24 protein-coding genes are annotated in these 24,843 nt (G+C 34.0%); 1 reads left to right on the plus strand and 23 read right to left on the minus strand.

The annotated features are described in order from the left end of the window. Positions 1 to 4: 4 nt before the first annotated feature. The 19 genes from truA to Q0X02_RS01270 all read right to left on the minus strand — a co-directional run bounded on the left by truA (position 5) and on the right by Q0X02_RS01270 (position 19,885). The gene (truA, locus tag Q0X02_RS01180; protein ID WP_297810325.1) at positions 5 to 739 is read right to left on the minus strand and encodes a tRNA pseudouridine(38-40) synthase TruA; all 735 of its coding nucleotides are present in this window, start codon (positions 737 to 739) and stop codon (positions 5 to 7) included. Continuing rightward, entirely contained in the window at positions 736 to 1,533 is a 798-nt protein-coding gene (locus Q0X02_RS01185; RefSeq protein ID WP_297810328.1) for an energy-coupling factor transporter transmembrane protein EcfT, read from the minus strand. The genes truA and Q0X02_RS01185 overlap by 4 nt, the downstream gene beginning before the upstream one ends. Next, positions 1,530 to 2,381, minus strand: coding sequence for an energy-coupling factor transporter ATPase (locus tag Q0X02_RS01190; RefSeq protein ID WP_297810330.1), 852 nt, complete (start codon positions 2,379 to 2,381; stop codon positions 1,530 to 1,532). Before Q0X02_RS01190 ends, Q0X02_RS01185 begins: the two co-directional genes overlap by 4 nt. Continuing rightward, positions 2,381 to 3,223: an energy-coupling factor transporter ATPase gene (locus Q0X02_RS01195; RefSeq protein ID WP_297810333.1), complete on the minus strand. Its 843-nt coding sequence runs from the start codon at positions 3,221 to 3,223 to the stop codon at positions 2,381 to 2,383. Before Q0X02_RS01195 ends, Q0X02_RS01190 begins: the two co-directional genes overlap by 1 nt. Before the next feature lie 62 nt (positions 3,224 to 3,285). After that, positions 3,286 to 6,900: a DNA-directed RNA polymerase subunit beta' gene (gene rpoC / locus Q0X02_RS01200; protein ID WP_297810336.1), complete on the minus strand. Its 3,615-nt coding sequence runs from the start codon at positions 6,898 to 6,900 to the stop codon at positions 3,286 to 3,288. A gap of 16 nt (positions 6,901 to 6,916) precedes the next feature. Continuing rightward, complete coding sequence (locus Q0X02_RS01205; RefSeq protein WP_297810338.1) at positions 6,917 to 10,471, minus strand: DNA-directed RNA polymerase subunit beta; 3,555 nt, start codon at positions 10,469 to 10,471, stop codon at positions 6,917 to 6,919. A 223-nt stretch (positions 10,472 to 10,694) separates the two neighbouring features. Next, positions 10,695 to 11,381: an acyl-[acyl-carrier-protein] thioesterase gene (locus tag Q0X02_RS01210; RefSeq protein WP_297810340.1), complete on the minus strand. Its 687-nt coding sequence runs from the start codon at positions 11,379 to 11,381 to the stop codon at positions 10,695 to 10,697. Then, positions 11,365 to 13,203, minus strand: coding sequence for an ATP-binding protein (locus Q0X02_RS01215; RefSeq protein ID WP_297810343.1), 1,839 nt, complete (start codon positions 13,201 to 13,203; stop codon positions 11,365 to 11,367). Before Q0X02_RS01215 ends, Q0X02_RS01210 begins: the two co-directional genes overlap by 17 nt. Beyond that, positions 13,203 to 14,159 (minus strand): DNA double-strand break repair nuclease NurA, encoded by a 957-nt coding sequence (locus Q0X02_RS01220; RefSeq protein ID WP_297810345.1) that lies wholly within the window; start codon positions 14,157 to 14,159, stop codon positions 13,203 to 13,205. Before Q0X02_RS01220 ends, Q0X02_RS01215 begins: the two co-directional genes overlap by 1 nt. Continuing rightward, positions 14,156 to 14,983, minus strand: a complete 828-nt coding sequence (gene rsmI, locus Q0X02_RS01225) for a 16S rRNA (cytidine(1402)-2'-O)-methyltransferase (RefSeq protein WP_297810348.1) — start codon at positions 14,981 to 14,983, stop codon at positions 14,156 to 14,158. The genes Q0X02_RS01220 and rsmI overlap by 4 nt, the downstream gene beginning before the upstream one ends. After that, a complete protein-coding gene (locus Q0X02_RS01230; RefSeq protein WP_297810350.1) occupies positions 14,964 to 15,677 on the minus strand; it encodes a tRNA1(Val) (adenine(37)-N6)-methyltransferase in 714 nt (237 codons plus the stop codon). The genes rsmI and Q0X02_RS01230 overlap by 20 nt, the downstream gene beginning before the upstream one ends. Before the next feature lie 70 nt (positions 15,678 to 15,747). Then, on the minus strand, positions 15,748 to 15,918 hold the full coding sequence (locus Q0X02_RS01235; RefSeq protein WP_297810353.1) for a DUF362 domain-containing protein: 171 nt from the start codon (positions 15,916 to 15,918) through the stop codon (positions 15,748 to 15,750). An 88-nt stretch (positions 15,919 to 16,006) separates the two neighbouring features. Next, positions 16,007 to 16,849, minus strand: coding sequence for a stage 0 sporulation family protein (locus tag Q0X02_RS01240; protein ID WP_297810355.1), 843 nt, complete (start codon positions 16,847 to 16,849; stop codon positions 16,007 to 16,009). Then, positions 16,842 to 17,660: a DNA polymerase III subunit delta gene (locus Q0X02_RS01245; protein ID WP_297810358.1), complete on the minus strand. Its 819-nt coding sequence runs from the start codon at positions 17,658 to 17,660 to the stop codon at positions 16,842 to 16,844. Before Q0X02_RS01245 ends, Q0X02_RS01240 begins: the two co-directional genes overlap by 8 nt. Further along, positions 17,660 to 17,932, minus strand: a complete 273-nt coding sequence (locus tag Q0X02_RS01250; RefSeq protein WP_297810361.1) for a cyclic-di-AMP receptor — start codon at positions 17,930 to 17,932, stop codon at positions 17,660 to 17,662. Before Q0X02_RS01250 ends, Q0X02_RS01245 begins: the two co-directional genes overlap by 1 nt. A 7-nt stretch (positions 17,933 to 17,939) precedes the next feature. Then, positions 17,940 to 18,266, minus strand: a complete 327-nt coding sequence (locus tag Q0X02_RS01255; RefSeq protein ID WP_297810364.1) for a cyclic-di-AMP receptor — start codon at positions 18,264 to 18,266, stop codon at positions 17,940 to 17,942. Continuing rightward, positions 18,263 to 18,874: a dTMP kinase gene (gene tmk, locus Q0X02_RS01260; protein WP_297810366.1), complete on the minus strand. Its 612-nt coding sequence runs from the start codon at positions 18,872 to 18,874 to the stop codon at positions 18,263 to 18,265. The genes Q0X02_RS01255 and tmk overlap by 4 nt, the downstream gene beginning before the upstream one ends. 49 nt (positions 18,875 to 18,923) lie before the next feature. Then, positions 18,924 to 19,559 carry a 50S ribosomal protein L25 gene (locus Q0X02_RS01265; protein WP_297810369.1) on the minus strand — a complete coding sequence of 212 codons (636 nt, stop codon included), beginning with the start codon at positions 19,557 to 19,559 and terminating at the stop codon, positions 18,924 to 18,926. Between the two features lie 86 nt (positions 19,560 to 19,645). Then, complete coding sequence (locus Q0X02_RS01270) at positions 19,646 to 19,885, minus strand: pro-sigmaK processing inhibitor BofA family protein (protein ID WP_297810372.1); 240 nt, start codon at positions 19,883 to 19,885, stop codon at positions 19,646 to 19,648. A 76-nt stretch (positions 19,886 to 19,961) separates the two neighbouring features. On the opposite strand from Q0X02_RS01270, the gene tpx reads away from it, so the two are divergent. Then, entirely contained in the window at positions 19,962 to 20,468 is a 507-nt protein-coding gene (gene tpx, locus Q0X02_RS01275; RefSeq protein WP_297810375.1) for a thiol peroxidase, read from the plus strand. Between the two features lie 135 nt (positions 20,469 to 20,603). Here the strand turns inward: tpx and Q0X02_RS01280 are convergent, their stop codons facing one another. The 4 genes from Q0X02_RS01280 to Q0X02_RS01295 form a co-directional block, all read right to left on the minus strand. Then, positions 20,604 to 22,679, minus strand: coding sequence for a heavy metal translocating P-type ATPase (locus Q0X02_RS01280; RefSeq protein ID WP_297810378.1), 2,076 nt, complete (start codon positions 22,677 to 22,679; stop codon positions 20,604 to 20,606). After that, entirely contained in the window at positions 22,679 to 22,978 is a 300-nt protein-coding gene (locus Q0X02_RS01285; protein ID WP_297810380.1) for a DUF6110 family protein, read from the minus strand. The genes Q0X02_RS01280 and Q0X02_RS01285 overlap by 1 nt, the downstream gene beginning before the upstream one ends. Before the next feature lie 242 nt (positions 22,979 to 23,220). Further along, positions 23,221 to 23,529: a thioredoxin gene (gene trxA / locus Q0X02_RS01290; RefSeq protein WP_297810383.1), complete on the minus strand. Its 309-nt coding sequence runs from the start codon at positions 23,527 to 23,529 to the stop codon at positions 23,221 to 23,223. A gap of 9 nt (positions 23,530 to 23,538) precedes the next feature. After that, the gene (locus Q0X02_RS01295) at positions 23,539 to 24,843 is read right to left on the minus strand and encodes a D-alanyl-D-alanine carboxypeptidase family protein (protein ID WP_297810386.1); all 1,305 of its coding nucleotides are present in this window, start codon (positions 24,841 to 24,843) and stop codon (positions 23,539 to 23,541) included.

Below are 24,843 nucleotides of genomic sequence, written 5' to 3' on the forward strand. Positions count from 1 at the left end.
CCCCTTAATATTCTATTTCCATAAGATATAACCCACCAGGTTCTATTGTAATGCCAGCAGATTGTCTGTCTTCATTTTCCAAAGCATTTTTAAGCCAATCAATGCTTTTTCTACCACGTGCTACATCGACCATACTTCCGACTAAAATTCTAACCATATTTCTTAGAAAACTTTCCGCCTTAAATGTGAAGACAATATCATCGCCAATTTTCTCAATATTTATCAAATCTATTGTCCTTACAGGATTAGTATTTTCTTCCAAATCATTCACAAAAGATGTAAAATTATGTCTTCCAATCAACAAATCCTTACATTCAAGAAGCAAGTCAAAATCAATGTAGTATTTCCTGTGCCCCTTATAATCGTTAAACCATGGCTCCATATAGTATTTATTGCACAGAATATATTTGTACGTTTTTGATTTTGCACTAAATCTGGCGTGAAAATCCATATCAACTTCTTCTGATTTTACAATTACTATAGAATCGCTTGTGAAATGATTTATACCCATCAAAAAATTGTTCGCACTGATATCAGTATCGACAACGAAATTACAAACTTGACCCTTTGCATGAACGCCCTTGTCAGTTCTTCCAGCTCCGTTGATTTTAACATCTTTATGAACCATTTTTTTAACGGCTTCTTCGATTTCTGATTGGACAGATGGCAAATCATTTAACTTTTGCCAACCATAGTATTTTGAGCCATCGTATTGCACCGTAAGTTTTATATTTTTCATAATATTCTACTCACAATGATTAAAACAAACAGCAAAACAATAATAAAATAGGCTATAAAATCTTTTTTCTCATAAGACAGTTCGTTTAATCTGGTTCTACCAGCTCCACCACGATAACATCGCGCTTCCATAGCTACTGCGAGTTCTCCGGCAATTTTTAGCGCATTGATGAATAGTGGAACCAAAAGCGGAACCAAATTTTTTGCTCTTTTTATTATATTCCCCGATTCAAAATCCGCTCCTCTTGCCATTTGAGCTTTCATTATTTTGTCGGTTTCTTCAAATAAAGTAGGAATAAATCTAAGTGCTATTGTCATCATCATTGCAAATTGGTGTGCCGGAAATCCTATTTTAGAAAATGGATATAGCATTTTTTCCATCGCATCTGTAAGCTCAATTGGAGATGTTGTCAATGTCAACAAACTTGTTCCAATAACTAAAAAAATCAGTCTGAATGCCATAAAAAACCCGACATTCAATCCGGATTTCGTCACCTTAAAAATCCAAAATTTACCAACAACTTCGCCCGGCGTCATCAAAATATTTAACAAAAACGTCAACAAAATAATCGGCAATAATGGTTTTATTCCTTTAAAAACGAAATTTAATTTTATTTTCGAAATTAAAATTACAAATATCAAAAACAAAAATATCGGTGCATAAACCCAAAGCTTCGTCACTAAAAATATACCAATAATATAAAAAAATACAAACGCAACTTTGACTCTTGGGTCTAATTTGTGAATTATACTATCTGATGCAAAATATTGACCTATCGTTATATCCTTAATCATAATTCACTCTCCAATGCTTTCTTTATTGATTCAAAAGCTTGTTCGACATTCAACGCTTCCGTGGATAAATTCATACCTTTTTCTTTTAATCTTCTAACTACCTGTGTGGATTGAGGTATGCTAAGCCCGATTTCTCTGAGCTCATTTTCTCTACTGAAAACAACTTCTGGAGTATCATCCATAAAAACGGTGCTGTCGTCGATGACAATTACACGGCTGCATAGTTTTGCTATATCTTCCATACTATGGCTAACCAATATCACTGTCATATATTCATTATCAAAAAGATTTTTGATTTGATTTAAAATCATATCTCGTCCAACAGGATCAAGTCCTGCAGTTGGCTCATCCAAAACCAAAAATTTTGGCTTCATTGCCAGTACTCCCGCTATTGCGACTCTTCTTTTTTGACCACCTGATAATTCAAATGGAGATTTTTCTTTCATATGCTCAACATCTAATCCAACAGCCTTGCACGCCCACTCTACACGATTTTTAATTTCTTCCTCTGATAGTCCGAGATTTTTGGGGCCAAACTCGATATCCTTGTAGCAAGTTTCTTCAAATAATTGATATTCAGGATATTGAAAGACTAGCCCTACATTTTTTCTTATATCTGTTTTGACTTTTGTCTTTGTAGATATTCCATCCACAAATACTTCACCATCTGTCGGCTCTAGCAATCCATTCAAGTGCTGTAAAAGCGTTGATTTTCCACTGCCAGTATGTCCAATTATTCCTATAAACTCATTTAGATTTATCTCCAAATTGACATTTTTAAGAGCTATTTTCTCGAATGGATTTGATTTATTGTAAATGTGTTCTAAATTTTTTATTTCAATCTTCATTAATGCACCTGACAATTCTCTAAAGCTTCAACCAATTCATCAACAGTGAGCACATCTTTTCTCACATTTATATTTGATTTGTTCAACAAGTAGCTTATCTCTGTTGGCTCTGGCACATCCAAACCCATTTCTTTCATTTTTTCGACATTCGAAAAAACTTCCCTCGGATTACCTTCAAGCACAACTTCTCCTTCATTTATCACGATTATTCTGTCCGCACTGACACATTCTTCCATATAATGAGTGATGTGAACTATGGTTTTCCCTAGCTCTCTCAATTTTATAATAGTATCTATAATGTCTTTTCTACCCTTAGGGTCGAGCATAGCCGTTGGTTCATCCATCAACAAGCATTTTGGATTCATAGCCAATATCCCAGCTATCGCGATTCTCTGTTTCTGTCCTCCTGAAAGAAGCGCTGGAGAATGTCTTTTGTATTCACTCATTCCAACAAGTTGCAAGCAATCATCAACCCTTTTTCTAAGTTCTTGTCTGGGTACTCCCAAATTTTCCGGGCCAAACGCAACATCTTCTTCGACTATTGTAGCTACCAATTGGTTGTCCGGATTTTGAAACACCATTCCACACATCTCACGAATATTCCACAAATTTTCGTCGTCTTTGGTGTTCATATCTCCAACTAAAACATCGCCTTTAGTTGGTAAATACTGCGCATTTATCAATTTTGCCAATGTAGACTTCCCTGAACCATTGTGACCAAGTATGCAGACAAACTCACCTTTTTTTATTTCAATATTTACATTTTTTAGCACTTCTTTTGAATTTTGTTCATATTGAAAACACAAGTTTTTAATCTCTATGATGTTCGTATCGTCTTTCATAAAAACTCCTTTTTATTATGAGAAAAAGGGATGCAAAAAACACATCCCTTAATTCTTAAATATTATTCATCTTCTTCTTGTAATGATTCGTAATCTTTTGATTGCTCTTCAGACTCTAATTCAGAATCAACTTCTGTTTCATTGTTTTCTGCTAATTTTTCAGCTTCCATCATTTCTTCTTCAGCTTTTCCCTCATAGTCTATGTTAATCTTATCATATCTTGCTATTCCTGTACCTGCAGGTATAAGCTTACCAATTATTACATTTTCTTTTAAGCCTATTAAGTGATCTACTTTACCTTTTATTGAAGTTTCCGTCAACACTCTTGTAGTTTCTTGGAAAGATGCTGCAGATAAGAAACTTTCTGTAGCGAGAGAAGCTTTTGTTATGCCCATTAATGAGTGGCTTCCAGTTGCAGGAATCTTTCCTTCTTTTAAAAGTTGTTCGTTTGTCATTTTGAAATCTCTTGCGTCTACAACACTTCCAGACAAGAATCCTGAATCTCCGCTATCTTCAACTTTGATTTTGCTCATCATTTGTCTGATTATGATTTCGATGTGCTTATCGTCAATGTCTACACCTTGAAGTCTGTAAACTTTTTGTACTTCTCTGATGATATAATCACGAACGCCTTCTGCTCCGTTAACTCGTAGTATATCTTGTGGATTGATAGAACCTTCTGTCAATGGCTCTCCTTTTTCTACATGGTCTCCGTCATTAACCCTGATGTGAGCTCCGTAAGGAATTTGATATACTCTTTCTTCGCCATCTTCAGCAGTTACAATAACATCATTTCTCTTTTTATTTTCTTGGATTTTAACAGTACCTTCAATTTCTGTAATGTAAGCAAGTCCTTTTGGTTTACGAGCTTCGAATAACTCCTCAACTCTAGGAAGACCTGATGTGATTCCAACTCCGGCGATACCACCTGAGTGGAAAGTTCTCATCGTCAATTGTGTACCCGGTTCACCGATAGATTGTGCAGCGATAATACCAACTGCTTCACCGATGTTTACTGGCTTTCCAGTTGCCAAGTTTCTTCCGTAACATTTAGCGCACACGCCGTGTTTCATCTTACATCCAAGAACACTTCTAACTTTGACTTCTTCAATACCTTTTGATTCTATTTTATCCGCAATAGCTTCTGTAATCATATCATTCTTATGAACGATGATTTCTCCAGTTTCCAAATCAAGAATATCTTCGAATGAATATCTTCCGATTATTCTCGATTTCAAATCTTCAACTTGTCTATTGCCATCTTTAATTTCTTTTGCTACTACATATTCATCAGTTCCACAGTCATCTTCTGTGATTATGACATCTTGTGAAACATCTACAAGTCTTCTTGTCAAATATCCAGAGTCCGCTGTTCTAAGTGCGGTATCTGATAGACCCTTTCTTGAACCGTGAGTCGATATAAAGAACTCTTGTACCGAAAGACCTTCGCGGAAATTTGACGTGATAGGAATTTCAATCGTATTACCAGCAGTATCTGACATAAGTCCACGCATACCACCTAATTGTCTGATTTGATTTTCACTACCACGGGCTCCAGAAACGGCCATGATATTCAAGTTGTTGTCATCTGGTAAATTTGTCATCAACGCTTTTGTCACATCTTTAATACATTGTTCCCAAATCTCGATGACTTTTTTGTATCTCTCTTCGTTTGTTATATCACCTTGAAGATAAATATCTTGCACCAAATCTATTTGTTGTTCGGCTTTGCTTATTATTGTTTTTTTAGAATCTGGAATTGTAATATCTCCCATTGATATTGTCAATGCACCAATAGTTGAATACTTGTATCCGATTGATTTAATGTAGTCCAATAATTCCGCTGTTCTTATATTTCCATGTTTTCTGAAAGTCAAATCAATGATTTTCGATAGCATTTTTTTGTCAACTTGCAAATCTACTTCAAGAGAATATGGGTCTTCTTCACGATTTACCATTCCCAAATCTTGCGATATGCCTTCGTTGAAAATAAATCTACCAACCGTACTTTCAATAATTTTGCTTGTTCCATCATTGTTTACACTGTTACGTCTAACTTTTACGATAGTTTGTAGAGTTACATAGTGCATTGCATAAGCGAGCATCATTTCGTCTATATCTTTGAAAATCAATCCCTCGCCTTTTTGACCTTCTTTTCTAGTAGTCATATAGAATGAACCAAGTACCATATCTTGTGATGGAGTCGTGATTGGCTTGCCGTCTTTTGGTGCTAGTATGTTATTAGTACTCAACATCAAAAGTCTAGCTTCTGCTTGTGCTTCCGGTGAAAGTGGCAAATGGACAGCCATTTGGTCGCCGTCAAAGTCCGCATTGTAAGCAGTACATACCAATGGGTGAAGTTTGATAGCTTTTCCTTCAACTAGTATTGGTTCAAATGCTTGGATACCAAGTCTGTGAAGTGTCGGTGCACGGTTTAATAATACTGGATGGTCTACTATAATATCTTCCAAAACATCCCACACTTTATCATTTTCTCTCTCAACTAATTTCTTAGCGTTTTTAACGTTGTGAGATATTTCTCTTTTAACCAATTCTCTGATTACAAATGGTTTGAAAAGTTCAAGCGCCATTTTCTTAGGAAGACCGCATTGGTAGAATTTCAAGTTAGGACCGATTACTATTACCGAACGACCTGAATAGTCAACTCTCTTACCCAACAAGTTTTGTCTGAAACGACCAGATTTACCTTTTAGCATATCTGACAAACTCTTCAATGGTCTATTTCCTGGTCCAGTTACCGGTTTTCCACGTCTTCCATTGTCTATAAGAGCATCTACAGCTTCTTGAAGCATTCTTTTTTCGTTACGAACGATAATTTCTGGCGAACCAATATCCAACAATCTTTGTAGACGGTTATTTCTATTTATAACTCTTCTGTATAAATCATTCAAATCACTTGTAGCAAATCTTCCACCTTCAAGTTGAACCATAGGTCTGATGTCTGGAGGAATTACAGGAATTACATCCATAATCATCCAAGAAGGGTCATTTTTAGATTCAATAAAAGCTTCTACAACCTCAAGCCTTCTTAAAATTCTAACCTTTTTTTGTCCAGTCGAACCTTCAAAAGTTTCAGTTAGATTTTTGTATTCTTCTTGTAAGTCTATTTTTTGTAAAAGTTCTTTTATCGCTTCAGCGCCCATTTTAGCTCTGAAATCGACATCTTCTTCGTATTTTTCGCAATACTCTTCGTATTCACGTTCTGTCAATAATTGTTTTTCATACAAATCTGTTTTTCCTGGATCAATTACCACGAAAGATGCAAAATATAGAACTTTTTCCAAAGCTCTTGGGCTCATATCTAATAGCAATCCCATACGAGATGGTATTCCTTTGAAATACCAGATATGACTTACAGGAGCTGCTAATTCAATGTGACCCATTCTTTCACGTCTTACTTTTGATTTAGTGACTTCTACTCCACATTTTTCGCACACAATTCCCTTGTATCTAATTCTCTTGTATTTTCCACAATTACATTCGTAGTCTTTAGTTGGCCCAAATATTTTTTCACAGAACAATCCTTCCTTTTCAGGTTTTAATGTTCTATAATTTATAGTTTCTGGTTTTTTTACTTCTCCACACGACCATTGTCTTATCTTGTCAGGTGAAGCCAAACCAATTTTCATAGCTTCAAAAGTATTTTTTTGTACCAAGGAGCTCTCTCCTTTCCTATAGTGTATCATCGCTGCCGAATTCAGTAGAATCTGTGTCTTCATCTATCAATTCGACTTCTTCATTGTTTTCGTCAAGTAATTTAACATCCAAAGATAATGATTGAAGTTCTTTAATTAAAACCTTGAATGATTCTGGTATTCCTGGCTCAGGAATATTTTCACCTTTAATGATTGCCTCATAAGTTTTAACACGTCCTACTACATCATCTGATTTAACTGTTAGAATTTCTTGAAGAGTATGAGCTGCACCGTAAGCTTCCAATGCCCATACTTCCATTTCTCCAAATCTTTGTCCACCAAATTGAGCTTTACCTCCAAGTGGTTGTTGTGTTACAAGAGAGTATGGTCCAGTAGATCTTGCGTGAATTTTTTCTGCAACCATATGGTGTAGCTTCAACATATACATATATCCTACTGTTACGGGGTTGTCGAAATATTCTCCTGTTCTTCCATCCCTTAACCAAATTTTTCCAGATTTTGGATATCCTGCTTCTTCCAAAGCGTCTTCTATTTCAAGGTCGCTTGCACCATCGAATACTGGTGTAGCTACCTTCCAACCTAATTTACTTGCCGCAAGTCCCAAGTGAACTTCAAGTACTTGTCCGATGTTCATACGACTAGGTACACCTAATGGGTTAAGAACTACTTGTACTGGTGTTCCATCAGGCAAATATGGCATATCTTCTTCGGGCATAATTCTCGAAACGACACCCTTGTTTCCGTGACGACCGCACATTTTATCGCCGACCATAATTTTTCTCTTTGTTGCGACAAAAACTCTGACTACTTTGTTAACTCCAGGAGACAATTCATCTCCATTTGCTCTTGAATAAGTCTTGACGTCAACTACAACTCCCGATTCACCGTGAGGAACTCTTAACGAAGTATCTCTTACTTCTCTGGCTTTTTCTCCAAAGATTGCCCTTAAAAGTCTTTCTTCGGCAGTTAATTCAGTTTCCCCTTTTGGAGTAACTTTACCAACTAAAATATCTCCTGCTTTGACCTCAGCTCCGATTCTGATTATTCCCTCGTCGTCAAGATTTTTTCTCATCTCTTCTCCGACATTAGGAATGTCTTTTGTGATTTCTTCTGCTCCTAATTTTGTTTCACGAGCTTCGGATTCGTGTTCTTCTATATGAACTGATGTCAATACATCGTCTAACACTAATTTTTCATTCAACAACATCGCGTCTTCGTAGTTGTAACCTTCCCAAGTCATAAATGCAATAAGTATGTTTTTACCTAATGCCATTTCTCCCATATGTGTACTTGGACCATCCGCGATGATGTCATCAACCTCAACTTTGTCACCTTTATTTACAATAGGTCTTTGATTAAATGTAGTACCTTGATTTGCTTTTTTGAACTTACGAATTGTGTATTTGTCGACTTTTCTGTCGTCATCACGAGTAATTTCAATCATATCTGAAGAAACTTTTGTTACAGTTCCTTTGTGTTTTGCTTTTACAACAACGCCTGAATCTTTTGCTGCCTTGTGTTCAATACCAGTACCGATTATTGGCGCTTGTGTAGACAACAATGGAACAGCTTGTCTTTGCATGTTGGAACCCATCAACGCACGAGTGGCGTCATCATTTTCCAAGAAAGGAATCATGGCAGTACCAACAGATACAATTTGTTGCGGACTAACGTCCATATAATCTACAACTTCACGAGGATAAATATCATTTTCGCCGTTGATACCACGACCGGATACTCTCTCGTTTACAAATCTTGAATTTTCGTCTAAAGGTTCATTAGCTTGTGCAATTATATATTTATCTTCTTCATCAGCTGTTAAATAAACAATGTCTTCAGTAACTTCACCAGTTTCTTTGTCCACACGTCTGTATGGAGTTTCTAAGAATCCGTACTCATTTGTTGTAGAGTAAGTTGTCATTGACGTTATAAGACCGATGTTTGGTCCTTCTGGTGTCTCTATTGGACAAATTCTACCGTAGTGTGAATCGTGCACGTCACGAACCTCAACGCCAGCTCTATCTCTTGACAAACCACCAGGTCCCAACGCAGATAATCTTCTCTTGTGAGTAAGTTCTGCCAATGGATTAGTTTGCTCCATAAATTGTGACAACTGACTCGAACCGAAAAACTCTTTTATCGATGCAGTCACTGGACGTACGTTGATTAAAGATTGAGGTGTCGCCAAATCAGGGTCTTGAGTGCTCATTCTTTCTCTGACTACTCTCTCCATCCTTGATAAACCGATTCTGAATTGATTTTGCAACAATTCGCCAATAGTTCTCACACGTCTATTTCCCAAATGGTCGATATCGTCTGTGGAGCCAATTCCGAAGAATAAGTTAAATTCATAATTAATAGATGCCAAAATATCAGAATGAATAATGTGAATTGGAGATAATTGATGAACATTTTCTTCAATTGCTTTTCTGATTGATTCATCGTCATCATTTTCATCTAATATTTTTTTCATAATTGGGTAATAAACTTTTTCGGAAAGATTCAAATCCGACAAGTCCATATCCAATCCAAAACTATCCAAGTCCACAAAATGATTGCCGATAACACGAACAGTTTTTCCTTCGTGGCTAATAACATCAACAGCATTAATTCCAGCGTTTTCAATATCTATTGCGATTTCTTCAGTAATCAACTCGCCAGCGCTTGCCAAAATTTCACCAGTAGATGTGTCCACGATGTCTTCTTTTGATTTGTGATTAGTAATTCTATCTCTTAATGATAATTTTTTATTGAATTTATAACGGCCTACCTTTGCCAAATCATATCTTCTGCTATCAAAGAACATATTATTAATCAAAGGCTCCGCACTTTCTAGTGACGCTGGGTCACCAGGCTTTAATTTTTTGTAAATTTCGATGAGAGCACTTTCTCTGTCTTTTGAAATTTCTTTTTCGAGAGTTTTCCTCAAAATTTCAGAATCTCCCATGGCTTGTATTATTTCATCATCAGTGTCAAATAACAAAGCTCTCAATAATGTAGTAACAGGCAACTTTCTTGTTCTGTCGATTCTAATATTGACAACGCCACTTGCATCAGTGTCCATTTCCAACCAAGCACCCCTGTTTGGAATTACAGTTGATGCAAAATTGCTGTTACCTGATTTGTCAATTTCTTCGGCGAAGTAAACACCAGGACTTCTTACAAGTTGGCTTACGATAACTCTCTCAGCTCCATTTATGATAAATGTACCACTGTCAGTCATCAAAGGGAAATCACCCATAAAAACTTCTTGTTCTTTTACTTCTTCTGTGTCGGTGTTGATTAATCTTACTTTAACTTTTAGCGGGCAAGAATAATTTGCATCTCTATCCTTTGCTTCTTGAATAGTGTATTTTGGGTTTTCTTCAAAATAATAATCTACAAATTCCAATACAAGACTGCCTGCGTAATCTTTAATCGGACTGATATCTTCGAATACTTCTTTTATTCCTTTTTTTACAAACCAATCAAAACTATCTGTTTGAATGCCTATAAGATTTGGAAGTCCCAAAACATTTTTGTTTCTAGAAAAGCTAACTCTGTCCGTTACTCCATACTTTTCAGTATGCATATACTTCACCCCTTATTCTATCTTAAACTCCTAAATAATCTAGTTTATCGCATAACTATCCATTTTTATACTGTATCTTAGAATTATATATCAATAATTTTCATTTGTCAATATTTTTGGGGATTTCATTTTCAAATTTTTCACAAAAAATTTTATTTGCGCCTAAAAAAATCGCAAAAAAAATTTCACAAAGCAAAATCAATTTGTTTTGTGAAATTTTTGGTTATTGTGTTATTTTGATGATGGTTTTTATTTCGCTGTCTTTAATCAATTTAAAATAAATATTGGATTTGTGAACTAATCGATAAATTTCGACCGTTTCATCTAATTTGAGCTCTTTTTTGTACATAATTTCGATTTTTTTAATTATGCAATCTTCGATAAAATTCTCTATCCATTCGATATATCTTGCGTTGTTTGCGTGCAAATTCAAATCTATATCTGTTTTCCTCACGGTGTATTCTCCGATTTTTTCATAATCCACTTCTAATTCTTCTACATCTTGTTGAATGTAGTCATATCCATCTTCTTTCTCGTAAATGTCGGACAATTCATCGGTTATTCGCATAGGAATTTTCTTTTCTTTATTTATAAGGAGCCATTTTGTTTTTGCTCTAACTATTACCCTGTCGTCTTGAATAACATCGTAGTTTCTGAAAGCATAGAATTTCTTGCTGAATGTATAGTATGTCTGAACTTTTAGGTTGTCAAATTTTTTCGGGAGTTTTTGTATATCTATATCCCACTGATAAATTACCCAAAATCCATTAAGATTAACGAGTTTTTCTTTTAATATTTTTTCTTGAATAATGGATGCTTCTAGCATATAATCCAATAATTTATTGTATCTTAAATTAGAATTTTTGTCGCAGAAAACACTCATAATTTTTGCATCATAACTTACCTTCATTTTTATCCTTTACTAAATCGTACCTGTATCCCAATGGTTTTTTTGTTTTTATAATATATCCATCTTTGATGAATTCTTCTAGTTTTGCCTCTAATTCTTTGACGCTCATTTTTATTGAGCATTTTTCTTCAAGGCGTTGTATTACGTTTAACAAATCAAAAGTTATCGGAAATTCATTGTTTTCTTTTAGTTTTGACAGTAATTCCAAGTCCAAAAGTGTTCTGTTTTCGTTGTTTTGCTCAAACATACGGTACATCTCATCAAAAGGGTTATTGAATTTAGGTTGAGTTGTGTGTGCCAATCTTATTCTTGCAAAAAGTGTTTTTCCTATTTGAGCTTGTGATATAAAAACATCTCCATTTGAAAGATATGGAAGGCGTCTGATTTCTTCTGACGAGAGATCTGTTTCTTTTTTGATGACTTCTAGGTCCTTTTCAGTTGAAATTCTGAAAATAAATTTCGTCGACAACTGAGCAATTATTGTCGGGTCGATAGCAGCCATTCTTTGAGATGCCAGTATCAAAAACACTCCGTATTTTCTTCCTTCTTGTGCGATTTCTTTGATTATTCTTTTTGTTACGCTAATTTGTTCTTTTCCACAAAAATTATGTGCCTCATCAAATGCCATACAAATCAAAGGAAAATATTCGCTTGTCATCGAATCAACATATCTTCTTCTTTTTCGATAGCAAGAATTTATAGCATACGATGCGTACAAATTCAACAGCCTCTGCGTTCCTTGAATTACGACAGTTTTGCCTGATAGAAGTGCTTCGAAAAGTTTTTGTGATGTGTTCAAGAAAATATTTGTGTTCAAAAGTCTGTTGAACCTTCTGATTACAGCTTGAAGGGAATCGAGGTTAACTATTTGTCCGAACTTATCATACAAATTATTGTCGTCGCTGTCTTTATCGGAAATAGCATCTGCAATTTTCTTTAAATAATCCAAAAAATCATTGGCACTTGATTTACTAATTTTGTAATTATTGGTAATCGCTTCATAGGCAGATTTCATAGATTCTGTGAGTTCTCCCTGCGTTTCTATCAAGCTGATGAGCTCATAGCTGTTCAAATCCGGAAAATTAATCCCCAAATCTATTCCAACTTCCAAAACTTCAAATTTGTCCGAAAAATCAATCCCGTAATTTTCCAGTGTTCTATCATTAAAAACCATTTGATTGTGTGGGTCAAACACGATAGTCGGAACGGATTTTTCCATCAATTCCTCAATCACCACTCTCATTCCATAAGATTTTCCAGAGCCTGACCCCCCAAAAATTCCGATGTGTGGATATTCAATCATATTGTAATAGTTGAATAAATAAACCAACTCCTCTTGGTCATGAATTTGTTGATTGGAATCCATTACTTTGAGCAATTTTTTGTACTCTTCTGGACAATTTTCATATATCTGCTCAGTGTTTTTTATTATCCCAATTTTTAGTGATTTTTCAATTTTGCCAGAATAAAACAAGTGTTTTATTTCGTCAAAACTTGGTTCTCTTATGATTGAGCCTGCTTCTATCGCATAAGCAGGGTCATCCATAACGCGAAATTTATAGATATATTTTATTCCGTCAGAAATATCGTAGCCAACAGCTTTCAGTTTTTGGATTTGGTCTGTGGTGATGTATGAATCCGCACTATTTGACTCCATAAATTCGTTAACGCTGTGTGTTTCGACGACTTGGCAAAGAATGTCTCCTTGTTTTTTGTCTTTGACAATCATATACTCGTTTATGCGCAGTCTATCGTATTTGCTGGCAACAAAGCACTCCAATTGGTCGGTCATTCCGACAACTCTAAAATCTAGCTCCTTCATTATATAACTCTTTTGCTCCTTTGTGATCTAAAAATCGCTTGAAATATTTCAGTGTCCAAATATTTGCTTGCAAGCATCTTGACTTTGCCGTTCTCTATTCTCGTTTTCTTGTCTACAATGTCCAGCAAAAATGGAACTCCTCTCGTGTTTTCATCGCATAGGGCCAACACAAAAGAAATTATGCTATTAAAAATATCCAAGTTGTAATCCATTATATCAATCGCTATTACACACGGGTCTTTTGAAGTTCTCACAAAAGCTTGTTCAATTCCAATATTCGACTTCATAGATTTGTATTTTTTTACGATAAATCCTTCGTTCATATCAAAAGCATTGAACAGAGCCTCTCTATCAAAAAGCATTCCGATTGGTTTTTTAGCTGCCTTATATGTTTCCATAATGATTTTGGTGTTTATTTCCTCCACTACTCCTATCAATACCACTTGATTTTCACGGCACAAATTGACAAGTTGTTTAAATTCATCTGATGCCTGTATGTGATATCTTACCAAAGTCCCATCCATAAGCAATGCCTTTACATCGTGATTTTTAACAGCATCATAAGCTGCTGCTATTTCAGTCAAGCACAAAGTCCTCTTTGATTGGTTTAACTCATCCATCTCATCAAATCCGTCTATCAACGGACACACCACATCAGTCTTGACAATTGGTTTGTCTTTTGAATTTAACATAGCCATCGCCTGAAAAAACTCGACATAATTTGGATAATTAGCTCCAACCCTATTGACAGAACCATCGACAACACAAATATGTTTTTGTCCTTTAAATACTTTGAGTTCTTCTTCGCTCATTTTAGTGAATGTTTGTATTTTTTGTCCTTCAACATTATTTATTAAACTTCTAACTCTGTCTCTGCTTAAATTGGAATTATTATTTCTTTCTTTGAATTTTTCATTTAATTCATTTACTTTGCTGATAAGTTCTTCTGAAATCATATTTCCAAGCTCTCCTTGTAAACGTCATTTTTCTTCAAACCGTACAAATCACAGACAATCTTAACTGCTTTTTTCTTAGAAATTCCATCATCAATGAGTTCAATTAATTTTTCTTTCACATCAATCTCGGACGATTTTTCGATTAACTTATCAATAACTATCACGAACTCACCTTTTATCGGTTCTTTTTGTATTTTTTCAAGAACTTCTGTGCATGTTCCTTTTATTACTGTCTCGTGAATTTTAGTCAACTCACGGAGTACGCAGATTTGTCTGTCCTCCAGAAATTCACCTAACTCTTCAATCGTATCAACAACTCGATGAACCGACTCATAAATAATAGTTGTCATACATGAATTTTTTATTTGCTCGTAGAATTTCTCTTTTTCAGAATTTTTCCTCGGAACAAATCCTAGAAATGCGAATTGCAAACTATCAAATCCACTTCTAACCAAAGCCGTTATCGACGCACTCGCTCCAGGAAGAACTTCAACATCGACATTTCCCTCCATCGCTTTTTCGAGCAAAATCTGTCCTGGGTCACTTATAGACGGCATTCCAGCATCACTTACAACTGCACAATTTATATTTTCATCTAAAATCTTTTCAATTATTTCATCTGAACGACTTTGCTCGTTGTGCTTGTGGTAGCTTACAAGTGGTGTTTTAATGTCGTAGTAATTCAACAATTTTGAAGTATTTCTCGTATCTTCGCAGTAAATTACATCGACATTTTTCAACACATCCAACGAACGAAGTGTCATATCCGCCAAATTTCCAATAGGTGTTGCAACAACATAAATCTTAGATTTTTGTAATTCCATAAATATCCATCACCTCTTTCGTGTATTCGTCTTTATCATATATTATCAAATTTTTTTCAAATTTTAAAAAAGGCTTTTGATTTTTCACGAACTCTATCATAACTAAATTACACTTCTCATCAACTCTAGGTTGAATAAATCTCATCCTCTTCGCTTCCATATTATAGTTTCTCGAAACACTTAGCAAATCTACAAGCCTTTCAACACGATTAATCATATACATCGACCTGTTAGATTTTAATTTCATCTTTGCAAAATAAAACAAATCTTCAATCTTCATCTCATTATCGTATCTCGAAGTGTGAAAATTTTCGTTTTTATTGGAAATACCATGCCCATTTTTTTGATAAGGTGGATTCACAATAATATTGTCGATTGAGTCGTTTTTAATATCTAATATTTTAAAATCGCAGTTAACCGCTCTACAATTTGAAAGGTTGTTGAGTTTTATCGTCTCATCTAACATTTTGCACACATCTTTTTGAATTTCGATGCCGATACATTTTGACAAATCATACAAACTCAAACATCTGAGCATCAAAATCCCCGTCCCAGCTCCGATATCTACAAGGTTGGTGTGCTTTTTCATCTTTGCAAAATCTGTAAGCAAAATCGAGTCTATCGTGAACGAAAATTTCTCGTCATCTGCAATTATTTTTAAATCTGTTTTCGGTATAAAATGTTCTCTTTTCATATTAAATCACGTTATTTCGTATTAAAAAAATAGACCACTCAAAATTGAGTAGTCTAATTTCCCCCTAAAATTAGCAGTCTTGATGTGGAGCATCTACTGGACAAACGTCAGCACAAGAACCACAATCGATACATGCATCTTGATTAATTGTATAAATATCCCCTTCAGATATACAATCTACTGGACATTCTGGTTTGCATTGTCCACATGCGATACAATCGTCTGAAATTTTATAAGCCATATTGCTTTACCCCCTTGTAATTTTAGAGCGTTATATGTATATATGCTCTAATATCATTATTACACACTATTAAAATAAATGCAAGTCTTTAATTACATTTATGATTACAGCCATCACATTTTTTAAAATCAATTAATTCTTCGACTTTCAATTCAAATAATTCTTCAGTTTCATCTTCAGATTTGACTTTTACTTTCACAGATTCCAATAGCGTATTCGTCTCAGTGACAATACCTTCACCGTGAGCTGTGGTAACTTTTTGACCAACTCTAGGCATTTTTTTAAGCTTACATTCATATCCTTCTTGCTCGTAATTTAAACAACACATAAGCCTACCACATAAACCACTTATCTTAGTTGGATTAAGTGAAAGTGATTGGTCTTTCGCCATTTTAATGCTTACCGGATTGAAATTTCTCATATATCTGTTGCAACAACATCTCTGTCCACAAGGGCCAATTCCCCCGGCCAATTTCGCCTGGTCACGCACGCCAATTTGACGAAGCTCAATTCTAATTCTAAAAACTCTCGCCAATTCCTTGACCAATTCTCTAAAGTCAACTCTGTCATCTGATGTAAAATAAAAAATAACTTTGTTGTTGTCAAATGTATATTCACAGTCCACTAATTTCATATCCAATCCAAATTCTTCTACTTTTTCTTTGCAAATTTGAATTGATTCTTTAGCTTTCTTCTTATTTTCCATGTAAATATAATCATCTGCACTATCAGCCAATCTAATAATTGGCTTCAATTCAGACGACAATTCATTCTCATCTATATTAAAATTCTCTTTCACAACAACTCCGTACTCAATACCACGAGCAGTCTCTACGATGACGTGGTCTCCTAATTTGTACTGCAAATTGTTGGAATCGAAGTAATAAACCTTCCCTGCTTGTCTAAAACTTACACCTGTAACATCAAGCATAGTTTTCCTCCATTATATACAATAAAAGCTCCTCCATAGAAAGCTCAAAATTAACATTTACTTTAAAAAAATCTCTCACAGATTGTATTTTTTTCAATGTATCTACAATAATCCTCTCATTTGCTTTTGGATATTTCTTAAACACATTGACAAAATCCTGATTCAAACCTGATTCATCATCAGCCTTAACGTATTTCAAAAAAGACGTATAAAAATCAGTCAAAAAATCAAAAATCACACCATAGTCTTTTTGATATTGCATCAAATATTCCTTTGAATCCAACATTGTAATAAGATTTTGTCCCATTGAATTGTCGACTATTTCGAGAATTTCAGAATAATCAAAATCATCTCCGTCTTTTTCTGAAAGATAATTGATAACTTGACACCTCGAAATAATTGTCTTCAATAATTTGTTCTTGTTGTCCGTAAGCAAAATAAAATAAACAAAAGGCTTTGGCTCTTCCAAGTTTTTCAATAGAGCATTCGAAGCCTCTGTTCTCATTAAATCGGCTTGTTTAATCAAAACAACCTTGTTTTTCGATTCAAACGGCTTTGTCGATACAAACTTAAAAATTTCTCTGATTTTTTCAATCGTAATGGAATTTCCCACTGGTTCTATCACCAGCAAATCAGAAAGCTCACCCTTATCAAATTTATAACTCAAATTAGAATTACTCACAAGCAAATTATAAATCAAAGCATTTGAATCGTAGCTTATTTCATTGAAATTCTCACCATACAATAAATATTGGTTTGAAATCTTTTTGTTTTTAACTTGATTAACTAAAGTTTCGTTCTTAGGTAACATTAAAACTTTTTAAAATCCTTTAAATCCATAACAAAAACATTCGCCTTTGATTCATTATCAGAATCAACATCATTTTCTTCGCAAACTTTTTCGATTATATCCAATATCGATTTTTCATTTTCTTTTTCAGTACCAATCAACATAGTTGTATTGCCTTTTTTCATAAAACCACCAGTTGACGACAACTTTGTAGATGATATTTTATTTTCCGATAATTCCTTTGAAAGAATGTAGCTTAAATCATCTTCCATAATAACAATAATAAGTTTCATAATAACCTTAAAACCTCAAATACTTGTCAACTTCTAACAAAAATACAGTTGCTCCACCAACCATAACCTCTACTGGATAGGAGATGTAATTTGTTCCCGGCATACTAACAGAAAGCATCGATGTTGTAGTTTCCCTTGATTTACAATCATTTTCGATTATTTTCAGACATTTTTCGACCATTTCATCTTCAATCCCTATCAATAAAGTGCTGTTTCCAGTCTTTAAAAATCCTCCTGTTGAAGCCAATTTTGTAATTCTAAAACCAGCCTCTGTTAAATCTGCATTTAAATTGTATAAATCTTGGTCTTGAACGATTGCAACAACTAGTTTCATATAACATTTCTCCTTCTCAAAACATCTAAACATTGATTAAAAACACCATCAACAGAATCAGTCGCATCTATGATTTCAATGTTTTTTTCACTGTTCAATATTTCCTTATATCCATTATATACCCTTTTATGGAAATAATTATCCTCTTTTTCAAGCCTATCAGCTGTATCAAGGGAGGATTTTCTCTTCAAAGTGGTAATAGGGTCAACGTCAAAAAACAAAACAAAATCAGGCATCAAGCCATTAATCGCAAATTCGTTGACTTTTCTAACATCTTCAATCCCCAAATCTCTGCCTACGCCTTGATAAGCGAGTGAAGACAATAAAAATCTGTCGCACAAAACAATTTTATTATCATTCAAAGCTGGAAGAATTGTCTCTTCGAGATGCTGTGCTCTCGAAGCGGCATACAACAAAGCCTCAGCTCTATAAGACATTTTCGTGTTTTCAGTGTCAAGTATTAACTCTCTGATTTTTTCTGCAATCGGACTTCCACCCGGCTCTCTCGTTTTTATGACATCAAATCCTTTTTCAATCAAAAAATCGTACACTTTTTTTATTATCGTAGATTTGCCGCTACCGTCCGGACCCTCAAAAGTTATAAACATTTTTTATCCTATAAAAAAAGCGAGATACCTCGCTTCATTTGTTCTAAAATTATTCAGCTTCTTCTTCAGTTTCGCTAACTGTAGGAACATCTGCTGATGAAACTTCTGAATTATCTTCGATAACTTCTTCTTTTGGTTCAGACAATGAACATACAGCTTCATTTTCGTCAGTAACGACTTTGATGTCAGCATTTTTGAAAACATCCAAATCTTTAACTTCAAAAGTGTCACCGATTTGCATATCAATAACAGAAACTCTAGCTTCGTTAGGCAAGTTCTTAGGTAGACATTCAATATCAATTTCATCTAATAATTGCATCAAAACAGAAGGTTGAACTCTGATTTCATCTCTTCCTTCTAATACAACTGGAATAGTGAAGGCTGCAACTTCGCCCATCTTGATTGCCTTGAAATCAACGTGAACATAGCTGTTTTTGAATGGGTGTTTTTGCACATCCTTGATAATAACAGTTTGTTCTTCGCCGTCAATTTTAGCATCTATAAGACTTGAAGTTCCCGCCATCATATGAACTTTTCTCAATTCTTTTTCACCAACACAAACATTAATTGGCTCAAAATTTTTTCCATAGATAACTCCTGGAACCAATTCCTTTGCTCTTAATTTTCTAACTGCATTAGAGCCAGATACTTCTCTTTTTTGCAAATCTAATTTATAGTTAGTCATTTAATTTCCTCCTAATTAATCTAAAATCTCTATTAATTATACCAAATAAGTGATTTGTTCGCAACAAATTTCAACTATTTGTTAATTTAGAGCAAAATATAATACAAAGATAACAAAATCAAACCGGGTATTCCCATTATCCCCGCTATCAAAACCGTAACGAAATTATATGGGATATGAAGATTTATTAGACTTAAAATAAAATTCAAAATAAAAATACCAATAAAACCTGACAAAGCGTGAATACCGAGTTTGATTGATTTTTTGAAAAAAACGAATACAATAAAAGCACATATCGCCAATAATAGTATTGAATACAAATCCATAACAATTCTCCTTGTTTATTAAAATATTTTTTTTGGTATAAAAAAAGTTGAGTTAAATTATAAGGAGGTCTATAACATGGACAAAAGACAAGAAACAACATTCGCAAATAATCCTGTAACATTATTGGGAACGAAAGTAAAAGTTGGAGATAAAGCTAAAGATTTTACTTGTTTAAACGCAGAACTAAAACCAGTTAAACTTTCTGATTACGATGGAAAGAAAAAATTAATTTCAGTTGTTCCATCAATCGACACAGGTGTGTGCGAATTTCAAACAAAAGAATTTAACAAAAAAGCCAGCGAATTTGACAACACAATCATATTTACAATAAGCTGCGACTTACCATTTGCACAAAAAAGATTTTGTGCAGCTGAAGGAATCGACAACCTAATCGTTCTCAGCGACCACAAAGATTTGGACTTTGGTTTAAAATACGGATTTGTAATGGAAGAATTTCGTCTTTTAAACAGAGGAATCGTAATTTTAGATGAAAACAACGAAGTAAAATACGTTGAATATGTAAAAGAAAACACAAATCATCCTGATTACGACAAAGCTATAGAAGCCCTTAAATCACTTTAGTAAATTATACCATAATAATTTTTTTAAAATTCTTCAAAAAGTATACAATAATTTAAAGATTAATAAAAGAAAATCTCGTAAACGAATTTCGCTTACGAGATTTTTATTTCAAATTAATTAAATTTTTCTTTTTAATTAAATTTTGTACTTATTCATATTTTTACCAGCAATCATTACTGTTGATAAATTATGAAGAAGTGCTGATGATGTGTTGGACAATATTCCAAGCACTCCTAAAATTATCAAGCTAGAGTTGAATGCTACGATTTGTCTATAATCGGAGTCTATTCTTCTTTTCATTGCTTTTGATAATTTTACAACATCAACAAGTCCATCCAAGCTGTCTGAACCTATTGATATATCGGAAATTTCTTTTGCTATATCTGCTCCTTGGTGCATTGACACTCCAACGTCTGCGCTCGATAAAGCTACTGAATCATTTATTCCATCACCTATCATCACGACTTTGTTGCCTTTTTCTTTTTCGGATAAGATAAAGTTTTGTTTGTCTTCTGGTAGAACTTGTGATTGATAATAATCCAAATCAAGCTTAGTCGCTACGCTGTGTGCAGAGTTTTCTGCATCTCCTGTTAGCATCGTAATGTTTGTGAATGATAAATCCCTGAGCGATTTTACAACATCAACTGCTTCGTCTCTTAGTGGGTCTTCAATACAAATTACGGCTATCAATCTTTCTGCAAATGCCAAGTACAACAATGAATAATCTTCTTTTAATTTGTCGATTATTTTCTTTGTTTTGTCGTCTATTTTGATTCCTTCATCATCGAGAATGAAATGTTCAGAACCAATCATTGCGTATTTATCAACAATTTTAGTTCTTATACCATGAGCTACGATATATTCTGGCTTCGAGTGCATTTCTTCGTGCTTCAAGTTTTTTAGCTTTGCGTGTTCCACAACAGCTCTTGCGATTGAATGAGGGAAATGTTCTTCGAGGCAAGCTGCAATTCTTAGACATTCATCTTCAGAGATTTTATCTAACGCTATTACTTTTGCAACGCGTGGCTCTGATTTAGTCAATGTGCCAGTTTTGTCAAATACAATCGTGTTTGCTTCAGACAAGTTTTCCAAATACTTTCCGCCTTTTACGAGGATTTTTTCTTCAGATGCTTGACTAATAGCTTTCATAATAGCTATTGGAATTGTCAATTTTAGTGCACATGAAAAATCGACCATCAAGAATGATTTTGCTTTTTGAAGATTTCTAGTTAATAAATATGTTATACCTGCTCCAATAAATGAGTATTTTACTAGACTATCAGCCATATTTTCTGCATTTTTTTGTGCAAGAGATTTATTCTTTTCACTTTCTGAAATCAAGCTTATTATATGTGACAACCTTGAATCGTCGTGTTTTTTCGTAGTTTCAATTAAAATCGAGCCTTCTTCTATAGCAGTTCCAGCGAACACAACACTTCCGGAAGTTTTCTTGACAGGATTTGATTCGCCGGTAAACGATGATTCGTTGACCATCGCAACACCTTTGATTACCTTGCCGTCAACCGGGATACAGTTGCCCATTTCAACTTCGACAACATCTCCTACTTCAACTTCTTTGATGTTTTTGATGACTTTTTCGTCATTTTCAATGACAAATACATTGTCAACGTTCAACGCCAATGAATGAGCCAAGTTTTCTTGGGATTTTTTCATCGTGTAGTCTTCGATTTCTTCACCTAAGCCAAGTAAGAACATAATGTTTGCAGCATCTGCAAATTGTCCTGTTGCAAGTGATACCGAGATAGCTGTTGCATCTAATAATTCAACGTTGAGCTTTTTGTTAAACAAAGATTTAATTCCTTGTTTGATAAATGGATAAGCTCTTATAAACAATGCAACCGTACTTATTGGTGCAGGAAGCATATATTTGAAGAATATTCTTCGATACATTGCATTTCTCAGAATTACGAACAAATCATTTTCGGATTGCTCACGGAAGTCAACATCATCAATCGAAGTGTTTTCAATTGTTTCCATATCCAAATCAAGTATAAACTTCGCTAATTTGGACATACAGGACTCATCATAATTGACTGTAATAGAATTAGTAAGAAGTGAAATCCTACAAGACTTCACTCCACTAACTTCTTCTATACAATATTTAAGCTTGTTTAGATTTTCTTTTTTTAGAGTATCTTCATAAACAAAACGGCTTCTACCCTTTATTCTGTGGGCTATAGACGCTTTCATTATTTATTTTCTTCCTCTTTTTCTTCTGCTTCTTCAGCTACTTTTTCGATGTCTAAATCATCTTTTTTCTTAGCTTCTTCTAAATCTTCTTTTTCTTTTATATCTTTTGCTTCAGCTATAACATCTTCAGCAGAAACTCTAATAGATTCAACAGTTTTGTCGATTGATTCTTTTACTTTCAATCCTCCAACAACTGTGCTTACAGCAGCTTTTTTAGCTAATTTTGAGTTTAAAATTTTTCCTCCAATAGCTCCTGCCAATATTCCTGCTCCTAAACTTAAGATTTTTTTGTTCAACATAAAATACCTCCATAAAATTTAAATTTGAAATAAAAAAACACACAAATCAAACGATAAAATCTCGTTTTATTTTTGCATTATTAAATAATTTCATTTTGTACTACTTATTATACACTCTTTTGTAAAACAAATAAAGTCCTTATTAAAAAAAATATTTTTTTGTAATATTTTAAATAAAAAAAAGAACTAATCATAAATATTTAAGATTAGTTCTCATTATTATTTTAGATTTTTTTACTTTTTTACTTTAGCATACTCAAGATATATTCTTTTTCTACCAATCCTACTGATGATTTTATTATTTCTCCATCTTCAAAAACTAGAATTGTCGGTATGCTCATAACTTTGTATTTTCTAGAGATTTCTTGGTTATTGTCCACGTTTAGTTTGCAAATTTTTATGTTCTCATTTTTGTTTTCCTCATCAATTTCTTCGATTATTGGAGCTAATCCTTGGCAAGGTCCGCACCAATCAGCATAAAAATCTACGAGGATTTTTCCTTTTGATTGTATTACTTCTTTATCAAAATTTTCTTTGTCTAAATAAATCATAATTCACCTCTAGTTATTATTGTCGTCAGTATTTCTATCCCTGTTGTCATTGTCGTCGTTTTTATTTGTATCACTTTCAGAATTTTCTTTTCGTTTACGATTTTGTATTTCGTTGTTATCGCTGTTGTCATTGTCAGAAGACATATTTTTGTCAGAATTATCTGTATCATCAGAGTTTTTCTTGTCTTCTGAGTCAGTTACATTTTCTTTTGCCAACTTCAAATACTCTTCCAACGTTAGATTTTGGTCGTGTAGTATTTTTGCCAATTCAATTCCAACATATCTGAAATGCCATGGTGCAAAATCCCTTCCAGTGATATCTTTTTTGCCTTCAGGATATCTTAAAATAAATCCATATTTATAAGAATTATCAATCAACCACTTGTATTCTTTTGATTTGGAAAATTCTTTTTTGTATTTTAGCGTGTAGTCTTCTCCTATAAAATCATATGCAAGTCCTGTTTGATGTTCTGATGTACCTGGCTTAGCAAATTTCACATCTTCAACATCTTCTAGTTTTGATTGCTGTTCAAATGAACGGTAATCACTTACACTTCGAAGTATTATGCTATCTTTGTTTGCGTCATTAACCATTAATGTGAATGATTTTCTAGCATCTTCATCAATTCCAGGGTCGTAGTCTGATGGTAGTGTGTATTCGTCGTTTACAATCAATACGCCTTTTATTACTTTGAATTGATTTTTATTTTCCACATCGGACAGGTCGGATTTCAAAATATATCCTTTTTTGCCGTTGTACACAACATAAGCAAATTCTCCTTGTTCAGAGTAGTACTTGACGTATGAATTATTAGCTACTTGCTCTAAGACCGTGGACACTTTCTCTGCTTTTTCGTAAAGATTTGTCATTTTGTTAGTCTTAGATATTTTCACTAAAGATTGGACTATTGGCTGAGGTTTTGTCGGAGTTTGATTAGTAATTGTAGTTTGTTGATTTGGCTTTGATGAGGTTTTGTTGGTAAGTTTTTTTATTGCAAATATTATCAACAAAATCAGAATGATTCCCGCAACTGCTGCAATCAATCTTCTTCTCATCATTTTTTTCTTTCTAGCTATTCTCTTTTGTCTAGCTATTCTTTTTCGTTCCATTTCAACCATTTCCGGACTTAAGACAATAGTCTTACCCATGTCTTGTTCGTGATTGTAACTATTTCTTTTTCTTCTTATCTCTCTGCGATTTCTCTCGGCTTCTCTCTTTCTTCTTTTCATTTCGCTTTCTGAGATTTTGCCATCGATGAATCCATATTTTTCATTCACATCTCTGTAGCTAGATTTTCTTCTGTCGTCAGCCAT

It is taken from the genome of uncultured Finegoldia sp., assembly GCF_947252345.1.
In the GTDB taxonomy this organism is placed as follows: Bacteria; Bacillota; Clostridia; order Tissierellales; family Peptoniphilaceae; genus Finegoldia.

Coding starts and splice junctions, on each gene's coding strand:
- Q0X02_RS01250 (WP_297810361.1), bottom strand. CDS start 17,932: ATGAAACTTATTATTGTTATTATGGAAGATGATTTAAGCTACATTCTT.
- rsmI (WP_297810348.1), bottom strand. CDS start 14,983: ATGGAATTACAAAAATCTAAGATTTATGTTGTTGCAACACCTATTGGA.
- Q0X02_RS01295 (WP_297810386.1), bottom strand. CDS start 24,843: ATGGCTGACGACAGAAGAAAATCTAGCTACAGAGATGTGAATGAAAAA.
- Q0X02_RS01245 (WP_297810358.1), bottom strand. CDS start 17,660: ATGTTACCTAAGAACGAAACTTTAGTTAATCAAGTTAAAAACAAAAAG.
- Q0X02_RS01215 (WP_297810343.1), bottom strand. CDS start 13,203: ATGAAGGAGCTAGATTTTAGAGTTGTCGGAATGACCGACCAATTGGAG.
- Q0X02_RS01205 (WP_297810338.1), bottom strand. CDS start 10,471: ATGCATACTGAAAAGTATGGAGTAACGGACAGAGTTAGCTTTTCTAGA.
- Q0X02_RS01265 (WP_297810369.1), bottom strand. CDS start 19,559: ATGACTAACTATAAATTAGATTTGCAAAAAAGAGAAGTATCTGGCTCT.
- Q0X02_RS01220 (WP_297810345.1), bottom strand. CDS start 14,159: ATGATTTCAGAAGAACTTATCAGCAAAGTAAATGAATTAAATGAAAAA.
- trxA (WP_297810383.1), bottom strand. CDS start 23,529: ATGATTTATTTAGACAAAGAAAATTTTGATAAAGAAGTAATACAATCA.
- Q0X02_RS01270 (WP_297810372.1), bottom strand. CDS start 19,885: ATGGATTTGTATTCAATACTATTATTGGCGATATGTGCTTTTATTGTA.
- Q0X02_RS01210 (WP_297810340.1), bottom strand. CDS start 11,381: ATGAAGGTAAGTTATGATGCAAAAATTATGAGTGTTTTCTGCGACAAA.
- tmk (WP_297810366.1), bottom strand. CDS start 18,874: ATGTTTATAACTTTTGAGGGTCCGGACGGTAGCGGCAAATCTACGATA.
- Q0X02_RS01285 (WP_297810380.1), bottom strand. CDS start 22,978: ATGTTGAACAAAAAAATCTTAAGTTTAGGAGCAGGAATATTGGCAGGA.
- tpx (WP_297810375.1), top strand. CDS start 19,962: ATGGACAAAAGACAAGAAACAACATTCGCAAATAATCCTGTAACATTA.
- truA (WP_297810325.1), bottom strand. CDS start 739: ATGAAAAATATAAAACTTACGGTGCAATACGATGGCTCAAAATACTAT.
- Q0X02_RS01190 (WP_297810330.1), bottom strand. CDS start 2,381: ATGAAGATTGAAATAAAAAATTTAGAACACATTTACAATAAATCAAAT.
- Q0X02_RS01255 (WP_297810364.1), bottom strand. CDS start 18,266: ATGAAACTAGTTGTTGCAATCGTTCAAGACCAAGATTTATACAATTTA.
- Q0X02_RS01280 (WP_297810378.1), bottom strand. CDS start 22,679: ATGAAAGCGTCTATAGCCCACAGAATAAAGGGTAGAAGCCGTTTTGTT.
- Q0X02_RS01185 (WP_297810328.1), bottom strand. CDS start 1,533: ATGATTAAGGATATAACGATAGGTCAATATTTTGCATCAGATAGTATA.
- Q0X02_RS01240 (WP_297810355.1), bottom strand. CDS start 16,849: ATGCTTGATGTTACAGGTGTAAGTTTTAGACAAGCAGGGAAGGTTTAT.
- Q0X02_RS01230 (WP_297810350.1), bottom strand. CDS start 15,677: ATGAAAAGAGAACATTTTATACCGAAAACAGATTTAAAAATAATTGCA.
- Q0X02_RS01235 (WP_297810353.1), bottom strand. CDS start 15,918: ATGGCTTATAAAATTTCAGACGATTGTATCGCATGTGGACAATGCAAA.
- Q0X02_RS01195 (WP_297810333.1), bottom strand. CDS start 3,223: ATGAAAGACGATACGAACATCATAGAGATTAAAAACTTGTGTTTTCAA.